The organism is Phytopseudomonas dryadis (assembly GCF_004327355.1).
Taxonomy (GTDB): domain Bacteria; phylum Pseudomonadota; class Gammaproteobacteria; order Pseudomonadales; family Pseudomonadaceae; genus Aquipseudomonas; species Aquipseudomonas dryadis.
Genome location: NZ_QJUM01000010.1, coordinates 63,649 through 90,538, shown reverse-complemented (window position 1 = coordinate 90,538; position 26,890 = coordinate 63,649). Strand labels below are relative to the sequence as shown.

Sequence of the window (26,890 nt, the reverse complement as noted above, 5' to 3'; positions counted from 1 at the left end):
CAGGAAAGGAGAACCCCATGCGTCTTGCCCTCTTCGCCACTGCCATCTTGATGACCACGGGCGCCCTGTGCCACGCCCAGGACAGCACCGCCACCTTGCGCGAGGCGCTCGGCCAGCTTCCCGAGATCGTCCTCACCAATCCCGTTGCGGATCAGGCCTATTTCGTCGACATGGCGGCGCTCTGGCAGTTGAACCCTTCCGCATCGCCTGCCGAGGCCTTGAACCGGCTCAACTTCGGACGCTTCGTCGCGCCGGTCAATGTCATGGCCAGCGCGCTGCCGGGCTTTCCCGAGGAGTGGAAGGAAAAGGCCGGCATAGACGCAAGGGAGATCAGGTATTTTGCCGGTTTCGGGCAGTCGCATTTCGCGGTCAGCTATTGGGGCCTCGCCGATGAGGCGGCCGCCGGCGAGATGATGACCGGGCTCGCCGGCCTTGGTTTCGTTTCCGCGGGCGACGGCGTGCTGGGCAATGGCAAGCCGAACGCCCTCGACCCCTCCGCGATCGATCCGCGCAATCCCTGGCGGGGCGCCGTCGGCCAGGCCAGTTTCGTCGCCCGGCAGGGCAGCGTCCTGATCCAGGCGCCGGCACCCGAGGCGATGGCCAATCTGCTTTTGGGGGAAGGCGATGCCGGCGCCGCCGGCAACATCGTCGTGGCAACGGCACTCGACGGCATCGACGGTGCCTTGACGGACGGCACGCTGATCCAGGCCATGCTGATCTCGCCCGTCCTGGGATTGGCCTCCATCGATCCGGACCGGATGCTGGTCCCCGATGCGCAGAACATCGATGATATGCGCGCGGCGATCGAGGCGCAGATGGAAACCGCACAAAAGGGTATTCCGCCCTATCTGGGCGGCCTTCTGGTTGATGCGCAGGCTGGCGATACGCCTGCATTGGTGGTGTCGCTCGCCTATCAAGACTGCGCCATCGCCGATACGGCGATCGCGCAGATCGAGGCGCGGTGGAACCAGACCATGCAGGAGCGGAACCCGGCGGAAATCTCGGGGACGTCGGTCGAGAGCGGAAGCGGATTGTGCGCCGCGACCGTTACCTTTATCGACGCCGCTCCCGACGCGGCGTCCCCGGTTCTGGCGCGTCGTGTCTTGGACGCTGTCATGCGCCGGGAATTCACGGTGCTACAGATCGGTGAAACGCAGTGATGCGCCTGTCGTCCAGGCTACCAGGCACCATCGTCTTGCTGGGAATGCTGGGAATGGTTGGCGTGACAACTGCGTCTCCTGCCGCCGATCAGGCGATTTTGATGCGCATCGGCGACACGGGCATCCTGTGTGTCAGGGAGCCATGTCCCCGCAGGGGCATCATCGAAGTCCATGAAGACGGCCGGTCTCACCCTTCCGTGCCGCTGTGGTCGGGCACGCAACTGCCGGCCTTGTCCGGCTCGGCCGCGCACAGGCATCTCATCGAGCAGGCATGGCAGACGCCGCAGGGGTCAATCCTTGCCTATGGATACTTCGAGGGCGGCCGGCTTGTGATTGTCGGCCTTGCCGACGGTCAGGGCGAATAGGGAGAAGCGCCATGTGGAAAAAACTGTTCGGCGGAAAGAAGGATGGCGGCGTCACGGCCGGAAACCCGCCGCGCGCCTCCGCGCCCCCCACCGAAATCGAGATCTGCCAGACCGAGCTCGTGCGGGCCGTGGCCGCGAGCATCACGGATCTGTACGACGGTGAATGGGAGGATCGCGACTGGCTACGGATCGTCGTCAATCACGAGGCGCTGTGGGATCAACCGCAAGTTCGCACCAGCAGCCTGAATTTCACCATCGCCAGACGTCCCAACGAATCGCTGGAGAAAATCGGCTTCCGGCTTTCACCCGCGGCTCGTAAAGGCTTCCAGCGGCTGGCCGCGCTCATGCAGGCCCAGAGCGGGAACTGGTGGACGGTCTGCGATCTCGTGATCGAGCGCGACGGCCGCTTCGCCTTCACCTTTTCCTACGATCAGCCCTACCGTATCGACGGCAACCCGAACGATCAGCGGTTCAGGGACTATCTCGAAAGATACCGCGCCGAAACGGGAAACTGATCAGGCTGCCGTCCTATTCCTCTTTGGCCTTGCGGGTCCAGTAGACCACGCCATCTATGATCACATCGTCGGGATCGCTTTTCTCGGCGCTCCCGAACACGGCGAAGAAACGACGTTCCTCTCCCTCCGGATGTGACAGGACGAGCGCGTAATCCTCGAAGCGGTAGGTCGAGGTGACGCTGTTGTCGCGATTGCTGGTGACGATCATGTAGCTGGTGGCGAAATTGCCGGCGACGAAGCCGCCGCGCGCATGGGTGACGGTTCCGTCAGGATTGAACACGAAGGACCGGTCACGCCGGATGCCGCCCATGCCGACATTGAGGAAATAGTAGCTGTGGTCGAGACGCGTATCCGCCGGCAGCGACGCGAGTTCCTGCGCCTTCGAAAGGTCGATTTCGTCTCCGTCCTGCGACAGCGTGACCTTTCCCGTCCAGCCTTTCGACCATGTCATCCAGCGCCCCGGTTCACGCTCTTTCGACGTTGCCACATCGAGGTCCGTGAAGGGGAAGCTCCACGCATGCCGATAGGCCGTCCCGTCCCTCAGCAGGACATAGACATTTTCCTCGCGATGGGTGTAGCCGTTGCCGAAGCCGTCCAGGCGGTTCTCGAATTCCGCCACGTAGAGAACGCGATCGATATCCTTCATGGCCATGCCCTTGCCGGGGCCGGCATAGACCTCGTCGGCTTCCGGCGGCCTGTGTACGAGGCCGGCCTCGTCATCCGTTTCAGCGATGGTCTCCCTCGTTTCCTCCAAGGTGAAGAGCCGGCAGTCGCGAAGGTTTATCCGGGCATTTTCTCCGTCGACCACGCTGCGCGGCTGGCCGACCACGACCATGTTCTGCCCGCGCGCATTCTTCATGCGCGCCTCTTGCGCCTCGTCGCGGAAGCTGCGGCAGGACAGGGAGAAGCGGGATTGCTTGGCTCCGCGCCACTCGCGCAACGCGTCGTCGGAGACCACGCGGCCGTATCCCGCGACAGCCCCTTGCCTTTCGAGGTGGTCTTCCAGCCGGGCTTCACGGGCTCTACGCAGATCGCGATCCTTGAGCGCACCCTCATGGGAGCCGACGGCGGCCATCTCCGCTTCGGCCAGAACCGACAGATGCGCCAGCCCCACAAGCTTCGCCGTCACCTCCGGCGCGTCCGGCTGCGGTGTCGCCATGTCCAGATCGAAGTCGCGCGCCATTCTGCGCAGCGTCCGCACGACCGGCTTGATCGTGTATTTTTCGTCGGCAAGAAAGGCGGTGAGGTCTCCGCAATGCGTCGCATCCTCATCGAGCGCCTGCCCGATCTGCGTGCGCGCACGGGCCAGATTGTCTTCTATCTCCTTTCGCAACCCATCGCTCCTGCGCTCGAGCGCGGCCATGACCGCATCGTAGTCGGCGATATCGTTGCGTTGGGTCCAACTCGCCAGCGCATCGCGCCGGGCGCTTTCGTCGGCAGGGTCCCGCTCGTCGCAAAGCGTCTTGAGCGTACGCGCCGTCACCACCCGGCTGGCCGCCTCCGACAGTGCAGCGTTGAATTCCGCCTCGGTCGTGGCACGTGCCTCAGAGGCTATGAGCGCCAACGAAAAAGCAAGGGCCAGAGCGAGGACCTCGCGCCGCCGTTTTCTTCCGGACATCATCATATCGCTCGTCCTTTCAGTGGTTTCCCCTGCAATGACAGACGCTGACGAAACTCTCAAACTTGGTGGCCACTTGCAATTTCCTTAAAAAAAAGTCGCAAATGGCAAAGGTCGTTACAGTTCCAAACGTCGAAATATCATCAAGGGTCAGGGCGACGGTTACAAGATGTGCCATTGTTCCGAACATCGCGAACACGGGTGGAAAAGCAGATCAGCAATGACGTCATACAGATTGGGAATAGTTTCGCTCACGGTTTTTGCCCTGTTCTCGTTCATCGATCGCGGCATGGCATATGACATGAACACTCTGGACCGGCATCTGGATACCCAGCGGTGGAACCGGCTGCAGGACCACCAGAACAGCCAGAGAACGAAACCTGCGTCACGAAAGAATACCCCGACAAACCGCAAGGCGTCGAAGCCGGCTTGCTCCGCCGACTCCATGCCCCCTGCCGAGCGCCGCAGGATGGAAGCACAGGCCATGCGGATCATGCAGCGGGAAGGGCGGCGGCGGTTGCCTACGCCCGCAAACAGGGCATGGCCTACCACCAGAAGCTCAAGAAGCAGGGTATCTGCCCCTGATCATTCATGATCTGAAGGCCTCACATGGCCGAGACAGGCCTGTTACTGCTGGAATATGAAATGTCTCATTTGAAGAAACCTCTCATTGCCATCATTCTTGCGATCATCCCGTTCTTTGTCTTTCTCGGGTCGCAGGACACGGTCCGGGTCAACGGCGTCGTGACGGCGGACAACCGCTTCAACATCCTCGGCGTCGTTCTGGGCCTGGTTGCCGTCGGCATGGCTTTGTCGATCCTGAAGCCTTCGGCATCCGGCAGCGTGGCGCGAAAGGCGCTCGGGGCATTGGCCGGTTTGCTTGGCGTCGTTCAGGTTGTTGCCGCTTTCGATGTCGTGCGGATAGACCCCTGGGACTGGCTGCTGCCAGACCGGAACCTGCCCGAGCTCACGTACACGCGGCTCGGGCCGGATGCGCGGCCCCAGATCCTCGTTAGACCCGATACTGCCGAAGGCTATTCCGGGGCGCTGCGCAGGAATAAAGTCCTCATGATCATCTATACGCGTTCCCACATGGACTATGCCGACCTGTGCCACGGGGGCCGTTACCGGGTGGATACACAGGAGGCCCTCAGCATTCCCGATTTCCTTCCGCAGGAAGAACAGGACGCGATCGTCGCGGAGACCGAACGCCGCCGATCCGATCCTCCGGCCGAATGCGGCCCAGGGCAAACAGCGCGGCAGATGGGCTCCCTCGTGGACGAGATCAACCGGGATCTCGACGCATCTGTATTCCTGAAGGAGGAGTACCTGAAGCGCGCGCAGGCGCAATGATCCGGCCGAACGGCGAATGAGCATGATGGAGAACCGACCATGCCAATCAAACCCTCAGCCTTCCTGAGCATCATGGCGATGGCGCTCGCCGCCCTCCCTGCCCGTGCGGACTGGGAAACGACACGATGGGGCATGTCGCCCGACGAGGTGCTGTCCGCTTTGGCGAATGCAAAGGCGCATGCGCCTGCGGCGAGCGAACTCTACGAGGAAGGGGATGCGACCTATGCGCCGCTCGTCAAGACCGATTACCGGCTGGCCGGCATCGCGACGACGGTCTCCCTGCTCTTCGACACCGATGACCGGCTGGCTTTTGTCCTGATCAACCCCGTTTCGGCGGATGACTGCAAGGCGTTGCACGACCATCTGGTGCAGGAACATGGCCCTGGAACCAGCATGAGTGCGGGCACCATCACAATCACCGACTGGACCGGCGGGACCGACGACATCAAGCTGACGGCGTTTGAGAATGGCGAATTGTGCAACCTCTCCTACCGGGCCCGGTAAGACAAGCCCATGATTGCCCTCTTCGCGACCCGCCGCCGAAACCCTATTGCGCGCCAGGTGATGCGGGGATTGGCCGTCATTGCCGTGATGGCGCTCGCCAGCGGTTGCGGGGCCGGGCGCGAAGAGGCGGGGCAAGCAGCCATGAAACTGGCCGAAGCGATCTATCCGGGTCAGCTCGAGCTCTACGACACCCATCTGCAAAAGGGCTACTATGACGTCACGCTCGCTGTCAAAGGCGATCCCGTCACCCGCATCCGTTTCGCGATGGACCGCAACCCCGCCGATTGCACGCTCGGAACGCCATGCGAGGAGCGGCTGCGAAAGGCTTATGACAGCGGCATCGCCTTTGGGCAGGAAATCAACGCGCTCGATACGACCTTCCGAAACTGCGGCATTCCCGTTCTTGCCGTACATTGGTACGGCGGCACGTCCGGTCTTGTCCCGATCATCGAGCAACGCCTGACCAACGAAAACCAGCACAAGGTGGTCGACGCGCTCGCCGCCTGCGTCACGACGTTCCGGACGGCGTATCTCGACTCGGCATGGTGGGACCAGCGTTCCGCCATCAGGATCATCATCAGCAGCAACGACACAGGGCGGAAAGCGCAAGCACCCGATCCCCTGAACTTCGAGGCCTCCGTTCCCGACTTCTTGCAAAGCGCCCCGGCTTATTCCGTCACTTTTTCCCTGGATCGGCCCGACGTCGAGGCTGGCGCATTGCGATTTCTGCCGTTCTACGCGCTCAACGACGAACTCAAAAAAGCCATAGGGAAGGAAGCCGAGAGCTTTCTGCGAAAACATGACGATGTGATTCTGGAAACCTTTGTCATGCTTTGGGAGACCGAACTCGACCCGGAGCGGGTGGATGTGATCCGCACCTATGTGCTGGCATGCACGCATGCCACGCGCGACGGAAAGCGTTGCCGAAAGGGCGACGTTGCCCTTCGGGTGCAATATGATCTGAAAAACGAACAGGTGACGGACATTCAACGGATGCCGCTCGCCAGGGATCATCACGGCTCTGCCATTTTTGCGCCTCTCCCGCGTCGGGCCGATCCAACGACTCCCTGACGGCACGATCGCCACGCCCGCGCTCGTCATGTGAAGCTGCCATCGACCTCACCGGCGCAGACGCACGGTGTGATCGAAACGGGATTTATGAGCGGGCGAAACGTATCAGCAGTGATGAGGTACTTGTTCTTCTCACAATCTAAAGACAGCAGAATGATTGAGGAGGAACCAGAATGGTCCGGCTGAGGGCGTTACCGACGCTGTGTCTACACGCCGACCGAGGCTTTTCTCGAGGAGGCCGGTTGTCCCGAGTGCCGCGAGGAAGTCGGCGAGGCGCTGTTCGACAGCCTGGAGGCGTGGATGCCAGGGGAAACCGACAATTTCACCTGCCCCGAGTGCGGCCACGAGGACGACATCAACGGCTTCCTGTTCCTGCAGCCCTGCGCTTTTTCCAACCTGGGCTTCATCTTCAACGACTGGGCCGCGGCACGCCTGCGGCCGGCGTTCATCGAGGAGTTCGCCGAGCGCCTGGGTCATCCGGTGTCGCTGGTGCAGGTGAGGGTATAGCGCTTGAAGGCGCTGAAAGAGGGGAGCTCTTCCCTGAGCCTGAATAGATCAGGCTGCTTTAATCTCATTCGGTTCCCTGTCTGTGGAAGAAAGCTTCAAGCTTCGAGTCGCAGACAGGGCGAGTGAGTGCCGGGCGTCGTCGGCAGCGCAATTGTCGTTGTATCGATTCTTTACATTGAGTGACAAGGGCCGCCTGGGTATAATGGCGCGCTTCCAATTTTCCCGTCTGGGAGCCCCCGCCATGCTGCGTATCAGTCAAGAAGCCCTTACCTTCGACGACGTTTTACTTATTCCCGGTTTCTCCGATGTTCTGCCGAAGGACGTCAGCCTCAAGACTCGCCTCACCCGTGGCATCGAGTTGAACATTCCGCTGCTGTCCGCCGCCATGGATACCGTGACCGAAGCCCGCCTGGCCATCGCCATGGCCCAGGAAGGCGGCATCGGCATCATCCACAAGAACATGACCGTCGAGCAGCAGGCTGCCGAAGTGCGCAAGGTCAAGAAGTTCGAGTCCGGCGTGGTCAAGGATCCGATCACCATCGAAGCCGACGCCACCGTGCGCGACCTGTTCGAGCTGACCCGCCTGCACAACATTTCCGGCGTGCCGGTGCTGAGCAACGGTGACCTAGTCGGTATCGTCACCTCCCGCGACGTGCGTTTCGAGAACCGCCTGGACGCCACCGTGCGTGAAGTGATGACGCCCAAGGAGCGGCTGGTCACGGTCAAGGAAGGCGCCACCAAGGAAGTGGTTCGCGAGCTGCTGCACAAGCACCGCATCGAAAAAGTCCTGATCGTCGACGACGCCTTCACCCTCAAGGGCATGATGACCGTCAAGGACATCGAGAAGGCCAAGGCCTACCCGCTGGCCAGCAAGGACGACCAAGGCCGTCTGCGCGTCGGCGCGGCCGTCGGTACCGGCGCCGATACCGCTGACCGCGTCTCGGCGCTGGTCGCCGCCGGCGTCGACGTGGTGGTGGTGGATACCGCCCACGGCCACTCCAAGGGCGTGATCGACCGCGTACGCTGGGTCAAGCAGACCTTCCCGGACATCCAGGTGATCGGCGGCAACATCGCCACCGGCGACGCCGCCCGCGCCCTGGCCGAAGCCGGCGCCGATGCGGTCAAGGTCGGTATCGGCCCGGGCTCGATCTGCACCACGCGCATCGTCGCCGGTGTCGGCGTGCCGCAGATCTCCGCCGTGGCCAACGTCGCCGCGGCACTGGCAGGCACCGGTATCCCGCTGATCGCCGATGGCGGCATCCGTTTCTCCGGCGACCTGTCCAAGGCCATCGTCGCCGGCGCCTCCTGCGTGATGATCGGTTCCATGCTCGCCGGCACCGAAGAAGCGCCGGGCGAGATCGAACTGTTCCAGGGCCGCTCCTACAAGGCTTACCGCGGCATGGGTTCGCTGGGCGCCATGTCCCAGGCCCAGGGCTCGTCGGATCGCTACTTCCAGGATTCCTCCGCCGGCGCCGAGAAGCTGGTGCCCGAGGGCATCGAAGGCCGCGTGGCCTACAAGGGCGCCATGGGCTCCATCGTCCATCAGTTGATGGGCGGGCTGCGTGCCTCCATGGGGTACACCGGTTGCGCGACCATCGAAGAGATGCGCACCAAGCCCGAATTCGTGCGCATCACCGGTGCCGGCATGGCCGAATCCCACGTGCATGACGTGCAGATCACCAAGGAAGCGCCCAACTATCGCGTCGGCTGAGCGAAGCTCAGCCGACTAGCTGCAAGCTACAAGTCAACGGCCGCTTTTGCTTGCGGCTTGAAGCTTGGAGCTTGTGGCTTAATCTTTTCTTGTGAGAGCCCGAGTATGTCCAGCCCTGACATCCACGCCCACCGCATCCTGATCCTCGATTTCGGTTCCCAGTACACCCAGTTGATCGCCCGCCGCGTGCGCGAGATCGGCGTGTATTGCGAGCTCCATCCTTTCGACATGGACGATGACGCCATCCGCGCCTTCGCTCCGCGCGGCATCATCCTCGCCGGTGGCCCCGAGTCGGTGCATGCGGCCGACAGCCCGCGCGCGCCGCAGGCGGTGTTCGACCTCGGCGTGCCGCTCTTCGGCATCTGCTACGGCATGCAGACCATGGCTGAACAGCTCGGTGGTCGCGTCCAGGGTTCCGATCTGCGCGAGTTCGGCTATGCCCGCGTCGACGTGGTCGGCAAGAGCAAGCTGCTCGATGGCATCGAAGACCATGTCGACGCCGATGGCGTACTGGGCCTGGACGTGTGGATGAGCCACGGCGACAAGGTCACCGAGATTCCGCCGGATTTCCACCTGCTGGCCAGCACCCCGAGCTGCCCGATCGCCGGCATGGCCGACGACAGCCGCAGCTACTACGGCGTGCAGTTCCACCCGGAAGTGACCCACACCAAGCAGGGCGGTCGCATCCTGTCGCGCTTCATCCTCGACATCTGCGGCTGCGAGGCGCTGTGGACCGCTTCGAACATCGTCGAAGACGCCATCGCCCAGGTGCGTGCGCAGGTCGGCGACGCCAACGTGCTGCTCGGCCTGTCCGGCGGGGTCGATTCCTCGGTGGTCGCGGCGCTGCTGCACAAGGCCATCGGCGATCAACTGACCTGCGTGTTCGTCGACAACGGCCTGCTGCGCCTGCACGAAGGCGAGCAGGTGATGGCCATGTTCGCCGAGAACATGGGCGTCAAGGTGATCCGCGCCAACGCCGAAGCGCAGTTCCTCGGCAACCTGGCCGGCGAAGCCGACCCGGAGAAGAAGCGCAAGATCATCGGCCGCACCTTCATCGACGTGTTCGATGCCGAAGCCAGCAAGCTGCAGAACATCCAGTTCCTCGCCCAGGGCACCATCTACCCGGACGTGATCGAGTCGGCCGGCGCCAAGAGCGGCAAGGCCCACGTGATCAAGTCGCACCACAACGTCGGCGGCCTGCCGGAAGAGATGAACCTCAAGCTGGTCGAACCGCTGCGCGAACTGTTCAAGGACGAAGTGCGGCGCATCGGCCTGGAGCTGGGCCTGCCCTACGACATGGTCTACCGGCATCCGTTCCCGGGCCCGGGCCTGGGCGTGCGCATCCTCGGCGAAGTGAAGAAGGAGTACGCCGACCTGCTGCGCCGTGCCGACCACATCTTCATCGAAGAACTGCGCAAGGCCGACTGGTACCACAAGGTCAGCCAGGCCTTCGTGGTGTTCCAGCCGGTGAGATCGGTGGGCGTGGTCGGCGACGGCCGTCGCTACGCCTGGGTCGTGGCCCTGCGTGCGGTGGAAACCATCGACTTCATGACCGCCCGCTGGGCGCACCTGCCCTACGAGTTGCTGGAAACCGTCAGCGGCCGGATCATCAACGAAATCGACGGCATCTCCCGCGTCACCTACGACGTGTCGAGCAAGCCGCCGGCGACCATCGAGTGGGAGTGACGGAACGTCCTTCGCGGACTATCGCCAGCTATCGAAAAATCGTCGTAACGGATTGATTTGAAATAACGGCGTGATGGGGAGCCACCTGGCTCGACCAGCAACTGATCGGTGGCGGCCGAGGGGCGAGCAAGCCTTGCAACAGCGGGCCGGCTTCCTTGAAGAACAAGGGCTGGCCCAGCGGCGCGGGCAGCGCGTGGCCGGTATCTACCAGCGCGACATCATGCTCGCCAGCGGACGCTACGCGATGCTCGATGGCGGCATGGGCTTCTCGCATGCCGTGGCGGTCGGTGATCGAGCAGCGGCTGGGCAGCAGTTCTCCGCGACGGTGCGCTGCGGCCGGATGTCGTGGGAGATTGGACGACAGCCTGGGCCTGCCAGCGCCCGAGCTTCAAGCCAGATGCTGCGTCTCCCGCACGGGCCAAAGTCGCGCAGCATTCCGTCGCGAGTGCTGAAGATTGGCAGATGGCCAATTGCATGAGCCGGCTATCGGCCCTGCACGCAATGATGGCAAGATGTTCCTTATTGGAGAAATAACGGCATTCGATACTCGGCGTGAGGCGCAGCCGGATGCCGTGCGCATACGGATAAGGTATGTATGGTTTCGATTCAGATGGGTGGTGAGGACAAGACCGCCAGGATCAGCGACTGGTCGATTTACTGGAGCGACAAGTACGAAGCCCTGCAACTGACCTGTTATTACCCCTCCAAGAAAACGTACACGCGCCCGCTCAGCGACTGTCGTGTTTCTCCCACCCGCGAGCTGGGCGAGATGTTGCTGACCAAGCCCGGCAGCACGATCGTCACGCCCATCGCCAAGGCGACGATCTACGGCGAGCGGTATGCCGTCGTGCACTATCCGGACGCCGACAAACCCTATGTCTACAAGATGGACGGCATCGGCTTTACCGCGCCGACGGCGATGAAGGACGCACCGGTCTTCCACTATTTCTCAGCCGTGGCGAATGCCCGGCAGGATCGCGCCACTTCGAAAACCGACCGTGAGATCGCCGCCAATGTCGTGCGCCAACTGGAAAAACTGCCCGCCAGTACCGACACCGCCTTGCAGGCCTACTGCACGGGCCGCAACGGCGCGCTGGCGCCGGGCCAGGGGCTGATCTATCCGTTCGGGCTGAACGAGAGCCAACTGGCGGCGGTCGAGCAAGCCTTCCGCGCGCAGGTCAGCGTGATCGAGGGCCCACCGGGAACCGGCAAGACCCAGACCATCCTCAACATCCTCGCCAATATCCTGCTGCGCGGACAGACGGTGGCGGTGCTGTCCAACAACAATGCGGCGGTGGAAAACGTCTACGAGAAGCTGGAGAAATGCGGCCTGGGCCATCTGTTCGCCAGACTCGGCAACCAGGACAACCGCAAGGACTTCTTCGCCGACCTGCCGCCTTGGCCTTCGAGCGAGCCCGAGCCCGCTCCGACGCTGGACGAGATTCAGGCCCTGCTGGCCCGCGTGCAGCAGCACTTGCACGATCACAATCGGGCGGCGCAACTGCAGGTCGAACTCGATGAGCTGAGCATCGAGCGGCGCTACCTGCAGCAATGGCAGGCAGACAGCGGCGTACAGGCCGCCGCCTCGCTGGACAAGTACGGACTGTCGCCGCGCAAGACCTCGGACCTGATGGCCTACCTGGCCTATCTGGGTGAGCAGCGCATCCGCCTCAAGGACCGCATCGAGCTGCTGTTTCACTTCAGGATTTTCCGCGCCAAGCCATTCGCCCAGGGCGATGCGCGCCTGGCCGTTTTCCATGCCCTGCAGATGCACTATTACGACAAGGCGCTGCGAGACAAGGAAGCGCAGCTGCAGGCGTGCCGCGAATCGTTGGCGCGCGGCAATTTCGAGGCCTTGCTGGAGGCATTGAAGACGGCGTCGATGCGCCACCTGAAGCAGCATCTGCACCGTCAGGCGCGGCCGTCGGACAGCCTCGATGCCAAGACGTACCGGCATCCGCAACAGTTCGATGCTTTCGTGCGGCGTTTCCCGGTTCTGGGCAGTGGCACGCACTCTATCGTCAACTCGATCGCGCCAGGGGCGATCCTCGACTACGTGATCATCGACGAGGCCTCGTTGCAGGACATCGTGCCGGGCATTCTGGCGCTGGGCTGTGCGAAGAACCTGATCGTCGTCGGCGACAACCGCCAGTTGGCGCACATTCCCGTGAAGCTGGGCCTGCCGGCGCCCGCCGAAGCCTACGATTGCGAGCGCTACAGCCTGCTCGATTCGTGCATCGGCGTGTTCAAGGAGGCGCTGCCCAGAACCCTGCTGAAAGAGCATTACCGCTGCCATCCCAGGATCATCCAGTTCTGCAACCAGCAATTCTACGACAACGCGCTGGTGCCCATGACCAAGGACAAGGGCGAAGCGCCATTGCGCCTGGTGGTAACCGCCAAGGGCAACCACGCCCGCCAGAACACCAACTTGCGTGAGCTGGACTCCCTGCTCAAGCTGCTCGACGACGAGGGCGAGCCGATCGGCGTGGATGGCGACGGACGCGGGTTCATCGCGCCGTTCCGGGATCAGGTCAACCTCTCCGGTACGCGCCTGCCGGCGGATTTCGCCAAGGACACCGTGCACAAGTTCCAGGGCCGGGAGTGCGACGAGATCATCTTCTCCACCGTGCTGGACAAGAAACGCTACAACCAGGAGAGCAAGCGCATGGACTTCGTCGATGACCCACGCATGATCAACGTGGCGGTATCGCGGGCCAAGCACCGCTTCACCCTGGTGACGGGCGACGAGGTGTTCACCGCCAATAACGGCCACATCGCGGCGCTGATGCGCTACGTCACCTATTACGCGCAGGACGAGCAGATCGTGCGCGCGCCCGTGGTATCGGCCTTCGACCTGCTGTACCGGGAATTTGACCAATCCCTGGCGCGCTTGAACGCCCGTTTGCGGCCCGAGGATTCACGCTACAGATCCGAGCAGATCGTGGCGCAGCTGCTGCGCGAGGCGCTGTCCGATCCGTCGTGCCAGGCGTTGATGTGTCACGACCAGGTCAAGCTGGATCAGGTCGCATCACCGAGCAACCCGGATTTGACGCAACGCGAGCGGGCCTTCATGAAGCGCGCCAGTTGCGATTTCGTGATCTATTTCAAGGTGGGCAAGACCCCGGTGGGGGTAATCGAGGTCGATGGCGGCTCCCACGACCGCCCCGATCAGGCGGCGCGGGACGCCTTGAAGAACGACATCCTGGCGAAAAGCGGCATTCCCATCCTGCGTCTGCGCACCGTCGACAGTCGCATCGAAGAGAGAATCGCCGACTTTATCGCCCTGTGGGCGAGCCCGGTGCTCGGCGCGTAAGGCGGCGTCGGAGCGCCCCATCCTCGGCAGTTTCCTCGTAGATGGGGGCCGAGCAGCATCGCGTCTAGCCGTCAAGGCGTCTTCATTGAGGGACCTGGCGCAGAGTGGCCGTCCGGGGCGAGGCTCTGGTAGCAGCCCCGGGCGTCGATGTGCGTGTCCTCGTACTTCAGGCGTGCATTGGCGGCCTGGAAGGCAATGCTCTCCGGGGGGCGGCGTGCCGATGACGTGGACATCGCTTCCACCATCAGCGTGGCGGCGGCAAATGCCGGCATTGCGCTTGGCGCTGTCATCGGTGGGTTTCCCGCCTGGGCCTGGGCGCGACGCCGTGGGTCGCGCGATCATGGTCGGCATTGGCCTGCTGCTGACGGTGTGGAGTGGCTGGCTGGACCAAAGAGAGACAGGTGCAGGCTCAGTGCTCTCGAGCGCTGTTCGAGAGCACTGAGCTCAGGAGGCGGCATGGGCCACGCCTCGTTATCGATTGCGCTGACTTCTGGGTTCGGGTGTCGTGCTCTTCGTGGCTGGGAACACCCGTGCGCACAGGAAATCGACCAGCGCCCGGACCTTTGGCGAGGGATGCTTGCTCGCCGGCCACAGCACATGGAAAACCCCGCTGCGCTCCACATGCTCGGCCAGGATCGGCTTGAGTCGACCATCGGCCAATGGCTCGCGGATGGCGAAGTCCGGCAGGTAGGCGATCCCCAGTCCCTGCAGTGCGAAACATACGCGCGTCTCGATGTTGTTGCAGATCATCGAGGTGGGCAGTTGCAACTCGGGTTCGCCGGGCGTTTGCCGCAGCGCCCAGATCTCCAGCTTGCCGCTGTTGGGAAAGCGATAGTGCAGGCAGCTGTGCTGCCGCAGATCGGCCGGTGTCCGCGGTGTACCCCAGCGTGCCAGGTAGTCCGGCGAGGCCACCAGCCGCATCTGGAAGGAGCCCAGACGACGGGCCGACAGCCGCGAGTCGGCCGGTTCGCCCGTACGCACCACGGCATCGAAGCCTTCCTCGATGACATCGACCAGCCGGTCGGTGAAGTCCAGGTCCAGCTCGATCTCGGGGTACTCGCGCATGAACTCGCCGAGCACTGGCAGCACCAGCGAGCTGACCAGTGGCAGGCTCACCCGCAGGCGCCCGCGCGGTGCGGCGGTGGCTTGCGACAGCTCCAGTTCCGCCGCCTCGATCTCGGCCAGGATGCGGCGGCTGCGCTCCAGGAACAGCGTGCCCTCGGCGGTCAACGTGACGCTGCGCGTGCTGCGGTGGAACAGGCGCACCCCCAGCTTCTCTTCCAGCCGCGCCACGCTCTTGCCGACGGCCGAGGCCGACACGCCCAGCAGCCGGCCGGCGGCGACAAAGCTGCGCGTTTCGGCGACCTGCACGAACACCACGAAGCCATTCAGGCTGTCCATTGATCGGTTCCTCTCGCAATTGCGGACACTTTGTTCCGCACATCGAGGAACTGTAGCCTGCTTTTTCTTTAATCGAGAGGTTTCTATCGTCGCGGCATTGCCCATTGAATCGAGGCGCTTGCCATGACGAATTCCACCACGGCCCATGACCGCCTGCCGCTGGCCTCGCTGCTGGCGCTGGCCATGGCGGCCTTCATCACCATCCTGACCGAAGCGCTGCCGGCCGGTCTGCTGCCGCAGATGGCGCAGGGCCTGGCGGTGTCCGAGGCCTGGGTCGGTCAGACCGTTACGATCTATGCCATCGGTTCGCTGGTGGCGGCCATTCCGTTGACCGCCGCCACGCAGGGCGTGCGGCGCCGCCCGTTGCTGCTGGCGGCCATCGCGGGCTTCGTCGTCGCCAATACCGTCACCACGTTCTCCGGCAGCTATGCCCTGACCCTGGTGGCGCGCTTCCTGGCGGGTGTGTCGGCCGGGCTGCTGTGGGCGCTGCTGGCGGGTTATGCCGCGCGCATGGTGCCCGAGCATCAGAAGGGCCGGGCCATCGCCATTGCGATGGTCGGCACGCCATTGGCGCTGTCGCTGGGCGTGCCGGCCGGCACCTTCCTTGGCAATCTGCTGGGCTGGCGGATGTGCTTCGGCATCATGAGCGCACTGGCGCTGGTGCTCATGGTGTGGGTGCGCATCAAGTTGCCGGACTTCGCCGGCCAGGCGGCGGGCAAGCGCTTGTCGCTGGGGCAGGTGTTCAGGGTGCCCGGCGTGCGCCCGGTGCTGTTTGTGGTGCTGGCCTTCGTGCTGGCGCACAACATCCTCTATACCTACATCGCACCGTTCCTGTCGGCGGCGGGCATGGCCGAACGGACGGATCTGGTGCTGCTGGTGTTCGGCGTCTCGTCCCTGCTGGGCATCTGGATTGTTGGCGCGCTGATCGACCGCCACCTGCGTGTGCTGACGCTTGCCTGTACGTTCGTGTTCGGCCTGGCCGCGCTGGCACTCGGCGTGGCGGGCGATGCGCCTGGCGTGGTGTATGCGGCGGTGGCCGCCTGGGGCCTGGCCTTCGGCGGCTCGGCGACGCTGTTCCAGACGGCACTGGCGAAAACGACAGGCGACGCTGCGGATGTCGTGCAGTCCATGCTGGTCACCGCCTGGAACACGGCGATTGCCGGTGGCGGCATCGTCGGCGGCGTGCTGCTCGAACGCCTCGGCGTCGGCGCCTTCGCACCTGCCTTGCTGGGTCTGCTGGCGGCAACGCTGGTGGTGGTGTGGGCCGCCAGACGGCATGGCTTTCCCGACCCGGCGCTGGCGGCCGGTACATGCCCGGCGATGCCCGATCGACAGACCGAGGCGCGGCCATGAACGGCACCCGGCCACTGTTCTTCATCGCACTGGGCCTGTTCGGCCTGTATGCGGTCGAGTTCGGCGTGGTCGGCATCCTGCCGGCCGTCGTCGAGCGTTACGGCATCACGGTCGCACAGGCCGGTTGGCTGGTGGCGCTGTTCGCGGGCGTGGTCGCGGTCTGCGGGCCGGCCATGGTGTTGTGGCTGTCGCGCTTCGACCGGCGCAAGGCGCTGACCGCCTCGCTGCTGGTCTTCAGCCTGTGCAGCCTGCTGTCGGCCTGGGCGCCCAGCTTCGGCGTGCTGCTGGCGCTGCGTGTGCCGTCGGCGCTGCTGCACCGGCCGCGCACGGACCAGCGCGTCGCACTTGGCGCCACCGCCGACGGCAGGCTCACGAGCATCATCCACGAAGCCTTCGCCGAGACGAGCCGCTACGAGCAGTTCTTCGAGGGCATCACCAACCAGTCCGAGTTTCTCTATTCCTGCCCGAACGTTCGCACCCGCTACCGGATCGTGCCCACCGATACCTCCACTCCGACGCCAATGCGCGCGCCAGGCGAGGCCAGCGGCGCCTATGCGCTCGAATGCGCCATGGACGAGCTGGCCGTCGCCCTGAACATCGATCCGATCGACCTGCGCCGGCGCAACGAGCCGAAGATGGATGAGCGTTCGGGTCGGCCGTTCTCGAGCCGCTCGCTCCTGCAGTGCCTCGATCTTGGCGCGGAACGCTTCGGCTGGGCGCGCCGGGACCCCATGCCAGGGTCCATGCGCGACGGTCGGCTCCTGATCGGCTGGGGCGTAGCGACCACCACCCGATCGGCCGCGCAAGCGCCATCCGACGCTGTCGCGCGATTGATGCCGGATGGCACGGTGGAGATCGAGGTCGCAACCGCCGACATGGAGCCCGGCACCTACACGTCGATGACCCAGGTCGCGGCGGACACCCTTGGCCTGCCCATGGACCGGGTGCGCTTCACGCTGGGACGTTCGGACCTGCCGACGGCCCCCTCGCATGGCGGATCGTGGACCATGGCGTCGGTCGGCACCGCGATTCGCGCGGCGTGTCTTGCCGTCCAGGCCGAGGCGGCAAGGCAGGCGACTGGCGATCGCCGGTCGCCGTTCTTCGGGATGTCGACCGAACAGCTCGAATGGGCGGGGGGCCGGTTGCGCCGCCGTGGCGAAACCGAGCCCGGCGAAACCTACCGCGATGTCGTCGGCAACCAGGGGCCCATCCAGTCCAGGGCGTCGACCGCAAGATCGCCCGACATTGCGAGCAGGTTCTCGATGTATGGCTTTGGAGCCTTCTTCGCCGAGGTCGCCGTCGATCCCGACGTCCGCACGGTCCGGGTCCGCCGGTTGGTCGGCGTCTATGGCGTGGGGCGGATCATCAATCCGCGCCTGGCAACCAGCCAATGCATCGGCGGCATGGTCGGCGGCATCGGGCAGGCCCTGATGGAGCGCACGGTACTGGATCCGCGCAACGGGCTTCCGGTCAACGCCCACATGGCCGATTACCTGGTGCCGGTGAACCTCGATATCGGCTCGCTCGAAACGCACTTCCTCGAAGAAGAGGATTCGGCGGTCAATCCCCTCGGTGCGAAAGGGATCGGTGAACTTTCCATCGTCGGTGTCGCCCCGGCCATCGCCAATGCCGTCTACCACGCGACAGGCAAACGTGTGCGCGAGCTGCCCATCCGTATTGAAAACCTGCTCGAGACATGGGCCTTGGCGGCTTGACGCTAGCCCGTGTCCTGCACGTCAACGGCATTCCCGCCACGCTCTTCGAGGCCGAGGCTTCGCCCGGACAGGTGCCGAATAGCGCTTGAAACGGTCTGCCGCGGCGGTAACGACGCAACAGTTGGAGATCTTCGTCGGACAGGGGCAGGTCGCGTGTGCGCATTGACAGGGGCATCGGGCAGGCAAGGATAAATGGAGGTCAGTATGGCGCTGGCCCGAACATCGAGGGTCCGTTAACACAATCTCAGTGTAGCGACGGTGAGGGCGACGATGACGCAGGAACACCGTGTCGAATCGAGAGCAGACACGCCTGAAGCCCACTCGGCCCCGTGTCCGACGATGTAAAGGATCGCGTTGAGACGCCAGTGCCGTGCGTTCGCCGCAGGTTTGGCTATGGTTAAGGCGCTGTCCATGGACGAAGGAGAATCCCTATGTTCCGTTACCCACGCTGCAAGGTGACGGCCACCGCCGGCCTCGCTCTACTGGGCGCTGTGCTGCTGAGCCTGGCACCGAGCGCCGGGGCGCAGGATGTACTCGAACGTTTCGGCGAGCGCCCCTACACCGGTCGGGTCGACTTTCACGTTGCGCCGCCCAGCGGCAAACCGAGCACTCTGTACGGCAGGGGTAGCGTGCACCTGGTGCGTACGGAGCCAGGCAAGGCCACCCTGCAATTGCAGGGCAAGGTGCCGGACACCGCCAGCCAGACCGATCTCAACGTCTCCGGTCGCTACGATGCCGACGGCTGGCGCAGCGATCCGGGGGACGTGCAGATACGGATCGACGCGGATGGCCGCATCAGCGGTGGCGGGGCCAGCGCAGGGCGGACCTTCCACTTTGCGGGCAACGCCAGCCCGACCGACCTGCGCCTGGAAATGCGGGTGACGGTGGCGGCGGCCGAGAACGGCGTGCCCGCCGGCACCACCCTGACCTTCGACTACCGCGTCGCGCGCGACCTGCCGCGTGCCGCGGCCGATGACGGCGAGGAGGGCGGCTGCCGCATGGTGATGCGGCCCATCGCCAACTTCGGCGGCGGCATGACCATGGCCCAGGTGCCGGAGTGTGACTGAGCCGTCAGCCGCCTACAGCGGTTGATCGCGCCCCGGTTCCCGCAGGCTGCGCTGTATCGCGCGAACGCCTCCGGGACGCCATCCGGGCCGTTCAGTCCTCGTCCAACTCCCGAAAGCGTTCCGCCAGAAAATCCACCAGCGCCCGGACCGACGGCAACAGCCCCCGGCGCGAAGCGAACACGGCATGAATGATCTCGCGCCGCGGCGCCCAGCCGGGGATCACTTGCACCAGTTCGCCGCGCGCGATCTGCCCGCGCACCATCATCGAAGGTAATTGCACGACGCCCACGCCGGCGACCGCCGCCGTGCGCAGCGCGAGCATGCTGCGGGTGATCAGGCGGGGCTGGTGGCGGATGGCGGCCTGCGTCCCGTCGGGGCCGATCAGGTTCCATACATGTTCGTGCTGGGGCAGGCCCAGATCCATGCTCGGCAGACCCGACAGGTCGGCGGGCACGGTGGGAATGCCGCCTTGCAGCAGGTGCGGACAAACCACCAGACACTGCCGGCGATCGGCGAGCACGCGCATCACCAGATCGCTGTCTTCGAGCGGCGGCGGCCGCACGCGGATGGCAATGTCGATGCCTTCGCCCACCACGTCCACGCGCCGGTTGGTTTCCTCCAGATGGATCTGCACGCGCGGGTACGCGACCATGAACGCCGCCAGCATGTCGGCGATGCGCGCATCGAGCAGCGCCACCGGACAGGTCATGCGCACGGTGCCGCAGGGCTCGGCATGGGTCAGCGCGATGGCCTCGTCGGCGGCGTCGGCTTCCACCAGCATGGCCTTGCAGTGATCGTAGTAGGTCTGGCCGCTGTCAGTGACCGTGAAGCGCCGCGTGGAGCGCTGGATCAGGCGTGTGCCCAGGCGCTCTTCGAGCAGTGCGATGCGCCGGCTCAGCTTGGACTTGGGGATGCCCAGCGCGCGCCCGGCTGGGGCGAAGCCGCCGTGATTCACCACCTGCACGTAGTAGTAGAGATCGTTCAGGTCTCGCATGGCTGCATCGTTCATTCAGTAGGACTCTGAGGCCAAATAATAGCGACTACCGGGTTTATCGTTCCACTTCTATCCTCTCCCCATCGCCAACGCATCCCGCCGCGGCACACGCAGGAGATCGGCATGAAGAAGATCCTCGGTGTCTACAGCGCCCCCCGTCCACATTGGGTAGGGGACGGTTTTCCGGTGCGTTCGCTGTTCGGCTACGATGGCCTCGGCAAACACCTGAGCCCGTTCCTGCTGCTCGACCACGCGGCGCCCACGCACTTCGAGCCGGCCGCGCGCCCGCGCGGCGTCGGCCAGCATCCGCACCGCGGTTTCGAGACCGTGACCGTCGTCTACCAGGGCGAGCTGGAGCACAAGGATTCCACCGGCGCCGGCGGACTGATCGGCCCCGGCGACGTGCAGTGGATGACCGCCGGCGGCGGCATCCTGCACGAGGAGTTCCACTCGCGGGCCTTCACCGAACGTGGCGGCACCATCGAGATGGTGCAGCTCTGGGTCAACCTGCCGGCGAAGGACAAGATGACCGAGCCGGGCTACCAGACCCTGCTGGATGCGCAGATCCCGTCGGTGGAACTGCCTGACGGCGTGGGCCGGGTACGGGTGATCGCCGGCGAGTTCGACGGCCATCGCGGCCCGGCGCGCACCTTCACGCCGATGGATGTATGGGACGTGCGCCTCGGCCAGGGCGGCGTGGGTCGCTTCGAGGCGCAGGACGGCCATACGCTGGCGCTGGTGGTGCTGCACGGCACGCTGCTGATCAACGGCAACGCGGTCGCCAGTGAAGGGCAACTGGTGCATCTCGACCGCGCCGGCAGCGGCGTGGAGCTCGAGGCCAGCAGCGATGCAACCGTACTGTGGCTGTCCGGCGAGCCGATCGACGAGCCCGTGGTGGGCTACGGCCCGTTCGTGATGAACAGCGAGAGCGAAATCCATCAGGCCATGGCCGACTTCAACAGTGGCCGCTTCGGCCGCATGGCGCGCTGAGTCAGGAAGCCCCGATAGCGGGGCTTCTTCAATGCCTGGGGCAACGAGGGTTTCGTCAAGGCGGTGAAAGCCACTGGCAAGAAGCAGCCCATCGTTCGCCCCCTGATACAGACCATGTTCCCTGAAGCGATTCAGAACCACGGGCCTGGGCGCTGAGAGGCTCGGCGCCCGTGAGCGGAGGCATTTCGCTGCGCTCGACGAGTTTTTGAGAACAATGCGCAATTGGCCCGTATAATCACCTGTAACTTTTTGTGACCGCCATCCCTGGCGGCCACCCGGGGGCCGTCGCGAGCGACGACAGACAGCGCTCCCGGCGACTTTTTCGTTTCAGAGGAAAGTGGTTTATGTCGGCACATCGAGTAACCGGTCTGGCGCGCGCGGTCGGCGCCGCTGTTCTGTCTTGCGGCCTGCTGCTGGCCTGCGGCGCACGCGCCGATGATCCGGTGACCCTGACGCTGTACAACGGCCAGCATGAGGCCACCGGCAAGGCCGTGGCCGAGGCCTTCGAGAAGAAGACCGGCATCAGGGTGCTGATCCGCAAGGGCGGTGGCGGCCAGTTGGCCAATCAGATCGCCGAGGAGGGCGAGCGCTCGCCGGCGGACATCATCTACACCGAAGAAGCACCGCCGCTGATCAAGCTGGGCAGCCAGGGCCTGCTGGCCAAGGTGGACGAGAGCACGCTGGCGCAGATCGACGCGAAGTTCTCCGACGACAACGGCAACTGGATCGGCATCACCTCGCGCGTGCGCGTGCTGGCCTACAACCCGGATCTGGTCAGCGAGGCCGAACTGCCGAAAAGCGTGCTGGAAGTGGCCGACCCGGAGTGGGCGGGCAAGATCGCCTTCGTGCCGAGCAGCGGTGAATTCCTCGGGCAGACGGCCGCGGTGATCCGCCTCGATGGCCGCGAGGCTGCCGAGGAATGGCTGACCGGCCTCAAGGCGTTCGGCGCCACCTACACCAACAACGTCATCGCGATGAAGGCGGTGGAGAACGGCGAAGTCGGTGCCGCACTGGTGAACAGCTACTACTGGACGGCGCTGAAGAAAGAGAAGGGCGAACTGAAGTCCAGGCTGCACTACTTCGCCGATGGCGATGCCGGTGGCCTTTCCAGCGTGTCCGGCGCCGCCGTGGTCAAGGCCAGCAAGCATCCGCGAGAAGCCCAGCAGTTCCTTGCCTTCATGATCAGCGAAGAAGGGCAGCAGGCCGTGCTGAGCAAATCCGCCGAGTACCCGGTCAACCCCAAGGTTGCGGCCGACCCGCTGCTCAAGCCCTATGACCAGCTCAAGCCGCCGGCGATCACCGCGGCGCAGATCGGCCTGGCCGAGGATGCGCTGGAGCTGCAACGCGAAGTCGGAATGAACTGACCATGCGGCCCCAGGCGGTAAACCCCGAACTGCCGCTACCCCCGGTAACCGTCACCACGCGGCGGCGCAAGGCACCACCGATCTGGCTGCAGATCCCGGTCCTGGCGTTGCTGCTGCTCGCCGCCTTGCCGCTGTTCTTCGTCGTCGCCCGCGCGGCGCAGACCGGTCTGCAGGAGGCCTTTGCGCTGCTCTGGCGGCCCTTCGTGTTCGGCCTGCTGGCCAACACCCTGAAGCTGATGGTGCTGGTGACCCTGGGTTGCGCGCTGATCGGCCTGGCCCTGGCCTGGCTGGTGGAGCGCAGCGACCTGCGCTGGCGCCGCCACTGGAACGTGCTGCTGTGCCTGCCGTTCGCCATTCCGTCGTTCGTCAGCGGCTTCACCTGGGTGTCGATCAGCCCGCTGTTCGAGGGCCTGGGCGGCACGGTGCTGGTGATGATCCTGTCGAAATACCCGCTGATCTACCTGCCGGTGGTCGCGGTGCTGCGCAACCTCGACCCTGCGCTGGAGGAGTCGGCGCGGATGCTCGGCTGCAGCCGGCGCCAGGTGTTCTGGCGGGTCACGTTGCCGCTGCTGCGTCCGGTGCTGATGGCCACCAGCCTGCTGGTGGCGGTGCACATGCTGGTCGAGTTCGGCGCGCCGTCGATCATGCGTTACCAGACCTTCACCACCGCCATCTACCAGCAGTTCGAGCTGGAGTTCAGCGGCAGCAATGCGGCCATGCTCTCGGCCTTGCTGCTGGCGCTGTGCATGATCCTGCTGTGGGGCGAGTTCCGTCTGCGCGGGCGTGGCTATGCGCGCACGGGGCAGGGCGTGGCGCGCAGTGCGGCGCCGTTGCGCCTGGGCCGCTGGGGTGTGCTGGCGCAAGTGCTGATGCTGGCGCTGGTCGCCATTGGTTGCGGCGTGCCACTGACCATGCTCGGGTTCTGGATCGTCGAAGGCAGTTCGGCCAGCTTCCCGGCAATGGAGATCGCGCAGACGCTGTGGTCGTCGCTGTCCTACTCCTTCGGCGGCGCCTTGCTCAGTTGCCTGCTGGCGCTGCCGGTGTGCCTGGTGGTGGTGCGTTATTACGGGCGCATGGCGGAGCTGGCGGATCGCCTGCCCTACCTGCTGCACGCCTTGCCGGGGCTGGTGATCGCCCTGTCGCTGGTGTTCTTCGCCCTCGGCTACGTGCCCGCGCTATACCAGACCAGCATCCTGTTGCTGGTGGCCTATGCCTTGCTGTTCATGCCGATGGCCCAGGGGCCGATCCGCGTGGCCCTGGAGAAGGCTTCCCCGCAGCTGGAAGAGGCGGCCCGCACCTTGGGGCATACGCCGATCGCGACCTTTCTCAGGGTGACCTTGCCGATCATCTTCCCGGCCATCGGCGCTGGCTTCGTACTGGTGTTTCTCGACTGCATGAAGGAGCTGACCGCGACCCTGATCCTCGGTCCGACCGGCCTGGAGACCCTGGCGACCAAGGTCTGGTCGCATACGGGCAACCTGGAATATGCCGGCGCGGCGCCCTATGCCGCACTGATCGTGCTGGTTTCCGGTTTGCCGGTTTATCTGCTGACTACGCGCGCCTACCGGCGTACGTAACGGCTGTGAGGTACATCTGATCCGAGATACCGTCTTGATCCTTGGCCTGCAAGAGCCCTTTCTGGATCAGGGTTGACCAATAGGAGCGTCGCCCTCGGCGCGATGCGATGGTGGGCATGCCGCAGAAATCGCGGTATGCCCACGATTCGCCGCGAGGTCGCGGCTCCCACACAAATGTGGCAGTTCTACGCGCTTATTGCTGGATCCCGTGTAGGGCGGATCAGGCGCAGGTGTAATCCGCCGAACGTCTCGACAGGCTACGCAATCATCCTTGCCATGCTGCGAGGCGAACGACTTCGCCTTGCGTAGCCCGGGTCGAGCGCAGCGACACCCGGGAAACCGCACCCTCCTGGGTATCGCCGCGCTCAACGCCAGGCTACGGGACAAGCCGTACCCTGTAGGGTGGATGGGGCCGCGTGGGTGAAGTGTCGTCCACCCTACGGCGCAACTGCAGCCCTTAACGCCCCTGCATTCAAGGTGTATCGTTCACACCTCTTCAGCGCCCGTAGAGGCGTTTCGGATCACACCTGATTAGCGTCACCGCAGTCCCGCTTCAGGAGCAGGCTTCATGAGTTTCACCCGCAGGCAGGTACTGGGCGGTCTGGTCGGTCTTGGCATCGTTGGCCTGGGGGCTGGTGGCGCCCGCTACTGGCTCGGTCGTCCGTTCGACCGCAAGACCCACGATTACGAGCTGATCGCCGCGCCCCAGGATGTCGAACTGGTTGCCGGCCATGTCACCCCGGCCTGGGCCTATGGCGGCCAGGCGCCGGGCGTCGAGCTGCGTTGCCGGCAGGGCGACGAGCTGCGGGTGCGTTTCATCAACCACCTGCCCGAACCGACCACCATCCACTGGCACGGCATCCGCCTGCCACTGGAAATGGACGGCGTGCCCTATGTGTCGCAGTTGCCGGTGCTGCCGGGCGAGTATTTCGACTACCGTTTCGTCACCCCGGATGCCGGCAGCTACTGGTACCACCCCCACGAGTCGAGCTCGGTGCAACTGGGCCGTGGCCTGGTCGGTCCGCTGATCGTCGAGGAACGCGAGCCGACCGGTTTCCTGCATGAGCGCACCCTGTGCCTGAAGAGCTGGCACCTGGACGAGCAGGGCGCCTTCACTGAGTTCAGCGTGCCCCGCGAGGCGGCCCGCGAGGGCACCCGTGGTCGCCTGTCGACCATCAATGGCGTATCGCTGCCGGCTCTGGAGTTGCCCGCCGGCCAGGTGGTGCGCCTGCGCCTGCTCAACGTCGACAACACCATCACCTACCGCCTCAACCTGCCCAAGGGCGATGCACGCATCTATGCGCTGGACGGCAACCCGATCCAGCCGCGTCCGCTGGGCAAGGAATACTGGCTGGGACCGGGCATGCGCATCGACCTGGCGCTCAAGGTGCCGGAGGCCGGTAGCGAACTGTCGCTGCGCAATGGCCCGTTGCGCCTGGCCACCCTCAAGTCGGTGGCCAGCGGCGAGCCGGCGGGTGAGTGGCCGCCAGCACTGCCGCCCAATCCGGTGGCCGAGCCGGACCTGGCGCGCGCCGAAACCCTGCGCTTCAACTTCGAGTGGGCGGCCGCGCTGGCATCCCCCGCAGACGAAGCGGCTGGCCGCTACAAGTACTGGCAGATCAACGGCCAGGCCTGGGACATCAACGACAAGACCTGCGCCGATCGCCCCATCGCCCGCCTGGAGAAGGACGGCCACTACATCCTCGTGCTGCGCAACCTGGCCCAGTACCAGCACCCGATCCACCTGCACGGGCTGATCTTCAAGGTGCTGGACTCCAACCGGCGCAAGATCGAGCCCTACTACACCGACACCTTCCTGCTCGGCAAGAACGAAACCGCGCGCATCGCCTTCGTCGCCGATAACCCCGGCGTGTGGATGTTCCACTGCCATGTCATCGACCATATGGAAACCGGCCTCATGGCCGCCATCGAGATCGCCTGACATGAGAGCCCCGTTGATCATCGACCGCAGCCAGGACGAACGCTTCATGCGCGAAGCCCTGCAACTCGCCGCCGAAGGCGCTGCCCGCGGCGAAGTACCGGTCGGCGCCGTGCTGGTGCAAGGCGGCGGCGTGATCGGCCGCGGCTTCAACTGCCCGATCTCTGCCAGCGACCCCAGCGCCCACGCCGAAATGGTCGCCATCCGCGCCGCCGCCCAGGCCGTCAGCAACTACCGCCTGCCCGGCAGTACTCTGTACGTGACCCTGGAACCCTGCGCCATGTGTGCCGGACTGATCGTCCACTCGCGCGTGCAGCGCGTGGTCTTCGGCGCCAGCGAACCACGGGCGGGCATGGCGGTGAGCCGTGGGCAGTTTTTCGAGCAGGGCTTTCTCAACCATCGGGTACTGGTCGAGGGTGGAGTGCTGGCGCAGGAGTGTGGGGCGGTGTTGAAGGCGTTTTTCAAGGCGCGGCGGGGTTAAAGCACGCTGGTGTCCGTTAATGGCGTCCGAGGTTTGGCGTGTCTGGCTGTTACTCCGTTGCCTTGCTGATCCAGCCTGAATACGTTTTTCGTTTTTTTCGTGAGCCGATAGCCGATTGATTCTTGTGCCGTGTCAACCGCGCTATCGTTGTCGAGCCTGCCCGCAACGATAGCGTCCCGTATGTCGGCAGGGTGGCAGGCTCGGGG

The 26,890-nt window shown here is 64.7% G+C and carries 21 protein-coding genes and 1 pseudogene; 19 read left to right on the top strand and 3 right to left on the bottom strand.

Annotated elements, in window-relative coordinates:
* The first annotated feature begins 17 nt into the window (after positions 1 to 17).
* Genes DNK34_RS10510 through DNK34_RS10500 form a run of 3 tightly spaced genes read left to right on the top strand, consistent with a single transcriptional unit; the run spans position 18 to position 2,040 of the window.
* Positions 18 to 1,160, top strand: coding sequence for a hypothetical protein (locus DNK34_RS10510; RefSeq protein ID WP_131174669.1), 1,143 nt, complete (start codon positions 18 to 20; stop codon positions 1,158 to 1,160).
* On the top strand, positions 1,160 to 1,525 hold the full coding sequence (locus DNK34_RS10505; RefSeq protein ID WP_131174668.1) for a hypothetical protein: 366 nt from the start codon (positions 1,160 to 1,162) through the stop codon (positions 1,523 to 1,525). The genes DNK34_RS10510 and DNK34_RS10505 overlap by 1 nt, the downstream gene beginning before the upstream one ends.
* Positions 1,526 to 1,536: 11 nt before the next feature.
* Positions 1,537 to 2,040: a hypothetical protein gene (locus tag DNK34_RS10500; RefSeq protein WP_131174667.1), complete on the top strand. Its 504-nt coding sequence runs from the start codon at positions 1,537 to 1,539 to the stop codon at positions 2,038 to 2,040.
* Between the two features lie 13 nt (positions 2,041 to 2,053).
* On the opposite strand, the gene DNK34_RS10495 is transcribed toward DNK34_RS10500, so the two are convergent.
* Positions 2,054 to 3,664 carry a hypothetical protein gene (locus tag DNK34_RS10495; protein ID WP_242675313.1) on the bottom strand — a complete coding sequence of 537 codons (1,611 nt, stop codon included), beginning with the start codon at positions 3,662 to 3,664 and terminating at the stop codon, positions 2,054 to 2,056.
* Between the two features lie 603 nt (positions 3,665 to 4,267).
* Here DNK34_RS10495 and DNK34_RS10490 point away from each other — a divergent pair.
* The 8 genes and pseudogenes from DNK34_RS10490 to DNK34_RS10455 all read left to right on the top strand — a co-directional run bounded on the left by DNK34_RS10490 (position 4,268) and on the right by DNK34_RS10455 (position 13,803).
* Entirely contained in the window at positions 4,268 to 5,011 is a 744-nt protein-coding gene (locus DNK34_RS10490) for a hypothetical protein (RefSeq protein ID WP_131174666.1), read from the top strand.
* A gap of 39 nt (positions 5,012 to 5,050) precedes the next feature.
* Positions 5,051 to 5,515, top strand: coding sequence for a hypothetical protein (locus tag DNK34_RS10485; RefSeq protein WP_131174665.1), 465 nt, complete (start codon positions 5,051 to 5,053; stop codon positions 5,513 to 5,515).
* A 9-nt stretch (positions 5,516 to 5,524) separates the two neighbouring features.
* Positions 5,525 to 6,586: a hypothetical protein gene (locus DNK34_RS10480; RefSeq protein WP_131174664.1), complete on the top strand. Its 1,062-nt coding sequence runs from the start codon at positions 5,525 to 5,527 to the stop codon at positions 6,584 to 6,586.
* A 198-nt stretch (positions 6,587 to 6,784) separates the two neighbouring features.
* A pseudogene (locus DNK34_RS10475) lies at positions 6,785 to 7,093 on the top strand (sugar ABC transporter ATPase); the annotation flags it as partial.
* Positions 7,094 to 7,334: 241 nt separating this feature from the next.
* Positions 7,335 to 8,804 (top strand): IMP dehydrogenase, encoded by a 1,470-nt coding sequence (gene guaB, locus DNK34_RS10470; RefSeq protein ID WP_131174663.1) that lies wholly within the window; start codon positions 7,335 to 7,337, stop codon positions 8,802 to 8,804.
* A 105-nt stretch (positions 8,805 to 8,909) separates the two neighbouring features.
* Positions 8,910 to 10,490 carry a glutamine-hydrolyzing GMP synthase gene (gene guaA / locus DNK34_RS10465; protein ID WP_131174662.1) on the top strand — a complete coding sequence of 527 codons (1,581 nt, stop codon included), beginning with the start codon at positions 8,910 to 8,912 and terminating at the stop codon, positions 10,488 to 10,490.
* A gap of 133 nt (positions 10,491 to 10,623) precedes the next feature.
* Positions 10,624 to 10,968, top strand: a complete 345-nt coding sequence (locus DNK34_RS10460; RefSeq protein ID WP_207401590.1) for a DUF3363 domain-containing protein — start codon at positions 10,624 to 10,626, stop codon at positions 10,966 to 10,968.
* Positions 10,969 to 11,085: 117 nt separating this feature from the next.
* Positions 11,086 to 13,803, top strand: a complete 2,718-nt coding sequence (locus tag DNK34_RS10455) for an AAA domain-containing protein (RefSeq protein WP_131174661.1) — start codon at positions 11,086 to 11,088, stop codon at positions 13,801 to 13,803.
* A 471-nt stretch (positions 13,804 to 14,274) separates the two neighbouring features.
* Here the strand turns inward: DNK34_RS10455 and DNK34_RS10445 are convergent, their stop codons facing one another.
* Entirely contained in the window at positions 14,275 to 15,204 is a 930-nt protein-coding gene (locus DNK34_RS10445) for a LysR family transcriptional regulator (RefSeq protein ID WP_131174660.1), read from the bottom strand.
* A 123-nt stretch (positions 15,205 to 15,327) separates the two neighbouring features.
* On the opposite strand from DNK34_RS10445, the gene DNK34_RS10440 reads away from it, so the two are divergent.
* From DNK34_RS10440 to DNK34_RS10430, 3 genes are all read left to right on the top strand, one after another.
* Positions 15,328 to 16,557: an MFS transporter gene (locus DNK34_RS10440; RefSeq protein ID WP_131174659.1), complete on the top strand. Its 1,230-nt coding sequence runs from the start codon at positions 15,328 to 15,330 to the stop codon at positions 16,555 to 16,557.
* Positions 16,554 to 18,272 (top strand): MFS transporter, encoded by a 1,719-nt coding sequence (locus tag DNK34_RS10435; RefSeq protein ID WP_207401589.1) that lies wholly within the window; start codon positions 16,554 to 16,556, stop codon positions 18,270 to 18,272. Before DNK34_RS10440 ends, DNK34_RS10435 begins: the two co-directional genes overlap by 4 nt.
* Positions 18,273 to 18,703: 431 nt before the next feature.
* The gene (locus DNK34_RS10430; RefSeq protein WP_131174658.1) at positions 18,704 to 19,339 is read left to right on the top strand and encodes a hypothetical protein; all 636 of its coding nucleotides are present in this window, start codon (positions 18,704 to 18,706) and stop codon (positions 19,337 to 19,339) included.
* A gap of 91 nt (positions 19,340 to 19,430) precedes the next feature.
* Here the strand turns inward: DNK34_RS10430 and DNK34_RS10425 are convergent, their stop codons facing one another.
* Positions 19,431 to 20,333, bottom strand: coding sequence for a LysR family transcriptional regulator (locus DNK34_RS10425; protein WP_131174754.1), 903 nt, complete (start codon positions 20,331 to 20,333; stop codon positions 19,431 to 19,433).
* A gap of 123 nt (positions 20,334 to 20,456) precedes the next feature.
* On the opposite strand from DNK34_RS10425, the gene DNK34_RS10420 reads away from it, so the two are divergent.
* From DNK34_RS10420 to tadA, 5 genes are all read left to right on the top strand, one after another.
* Positions 20,457 to 21,323 (top strand): pirin family protein, encoded by an 867-nt coding sequence (locus tag DNK34_RS10420; protein WP_131174657.1) that lies wholly within the window; start codon positions 20,457 to 20,459, stop codon positions 21,321 to 21,323.
* 344 nt (positions 21,324 to 21,667) lie between these two features.
* Complete coding sequence (locus tag DNK34_RS10415) at positions 21,668 to 22,687, top strand: extracellular solute-binding protein (protein WP_131174656.1); 1,020 nt, start codon at positions 21,668 to 21,670, stop codon at positions 22,685 to 22,687.
* Positions 22,688 to 22,689: 2 nt separating this feature from the next.
* Positions 22,690 to 24,264 (top strand): ABC transporter permease, encoded by a 1,575-nt coding sequence (locus DNK34_RS10410; RefSeq protein ID WP_131174655.1) that lies wholly within the window; start codon positions 22,690 to 22,692, stop codon positions 24,262 to 24,264.
* A 568-nt stretch (positions 24,265 to 24,832) separates the two neighbouring features.
* Positions 24,833 to 26,206, top strand: coding sequence for a multicopper oxidase family protein (locus DNK34_RS10405; RefSeq protein WP_131174654.1), 1,374 nt, complete (start codon positions 24,833 to 24,835; stop codon positions 26,204 to 26,206).
* A 1-nt stretch (position 26,207) separates the two neighbouring features.
* Positions 26,208 to 26,684 (top strand): tRNA adenosine(34) deaminase TadA, encoded by a 477-nt coding sequence (gene tadA, locus DNK34_RS10400; protein WP_131174653.1) that lies wholly within the window; start codon positions 26,208 to 26,210, stop codon positions 26,682 to 26,684.
* The last annotated feature ends 206 nt before the right edge of the window (positions 26,685 to 26,890 follow it).

What these genes read in the sequence shown, in the direction of transcription:
- DNK34_RS10510 (WP_131174669.1), top strand. Translation starts at nt 18, where the DNA reads ATGCGTCTTGCCCTCTTCGCCACTGCCATCTTGATGACCACGGGCGCC.
- DNK34_RS10505 (WP_131174668.1), top strand. Translation starts at nt 1,160, where the DNA reads ATGCGCCTGTCGTCCAGGCTACCAGGCACCATCGTCTTGCTGGGAATG.
- DNK34_RS10500 (WP_131174667.1), top strand. Translation starts at nt 1,537, where the DNA reads ATGTGGAAAAAACTGTTCGGCGGAAAGAAGGATGGCGGCGTCACGGCC.
- DNK34_RS10495 (WP_242675313.1), bottom strand. Translation starts at nt 3,664, where the DNA reads ATGATGATGTCCGGAAGAAAACGGCGGCGCGAGGTCCTCGCTCTGGCC.
- DNK34_RS10490 (WP_131174666.1), top strand. Translation starts at nt 4,268, where the DNA reads ATGGCCGAGACAGGCCTGTTACTGCTGGAATATGAAATGTCTCATTTG.
- DNK34_RS10485 (WP_131174665.1), top strand. Translation starts at nt 5,051, where the DNA reads ATGCCAATCAAACCCTCAGCCTTCCTGAGCATCATGGCGATGGCGCTC.
- DNK34_RS10480 (WP_131174664.1), top strand. Translation starts at nt 5,525, where the DNA reads ATGATTGCCCTCTTCGCGACCCGCCGCCGAAACCCTATTGCGCGCCAG.
- guaB (WP_131174663.1), top strand. Translation starts at nt 7,335, where the DNA reads ATGCTGCGTATCAGTCAAGAAGCCCTTACCTTCGACGACGTTTTACTT.
- guaA (WP_131174662.1), top strand. Translation starts at nt 8,910, where the DNA reads ATGTCCAGCCCTGACATCCACGCCCACCGCATCCTGATCCTCGATTTC.
- DNK34_RS10455 (WP_131174661.1), top strand. Translation starts at nt 11,086, where the DNA reads ATGGTTTCGATTCAGATGGGTGGTGAGGACAAGACCGCCAGGATCAGC.
- DNK34_RS10445 (WP_131174660.1), bottom strand. Translation starts at nt 15,204, where the DNA reads ATGGACAGCCTGAATGGCTTCGTGGTGTTCGTGCAGGTCGCCGAAACG.
- DNK34_RS10440 (WP_131174659.1), top strand. Translation starts at nt 15,328, where the DNA reads ATGACGAATTCCACCACGGCCCATGACCGCCTGCCGCTGGCCTCGCTG.
- DNK34_RS10435 (WP_207401589.1), top strand. Translation starts at nt 16,554, where the DNA reads ATGAACGGCACCCGGCCACTGTTCTTCATCGCACTGGGCCTGTTCGGC.
- DNK34_RS10430 (WP_131174658.1), top strand. Translation starts at nt 18,704, where the DNA reads ATGTTCCGTTACCCACGCTGCAAGGTGACGGCCACCGCCGGCCTCGCT.
- DNK34_RS10425 (WP_131174754.1), bottom strand. Translation starts at nt 20,333, where the DNA reads ATGCGAGACCTGAACGATCTCTACTACTACGTGCAGGTGGTGAATCAC.
- DNK34_RS10420 (WP_131174657.1), top strand. Translation starts at nt 20,457, where the DNA reads ATGAAGAAGATCCTCGGTGTCTACAGCGCCCCCCGTCCACATTGGGTA.
- DNK34_RS10415 (WP_131174656.1), top strand. Translation starts at nt 21,668, where the DNA reads ATGTCGGCACATCGAGTAACCGGTCTGGCGCGCGCGGTCGGCGCCGCT.
- DNK34_RS10410 (WP_131174655.1), top strand. Translation starts at nt 22,690, where the DNA reads ATGCGGCCCCAGGCGGTAAACCCCGAACTGCCGCTACCCCCGGTAACC.
- DNK34_RS10405 (WP_131174654.1), top strand. Translation starts at nt 24,833, where the DNA reads ATGAGTTTCACCCGCAGGCAGGTACTGGGCGGTCTGGTCGGTCTTGGC.
- tadA (WP_131174653.1), top strand. Translation starts at nt 26,208, where the DNA reads ATGAGAGCCCCGTTGATCATCGACCGCAGCCAGGACGAACGCTTCATG.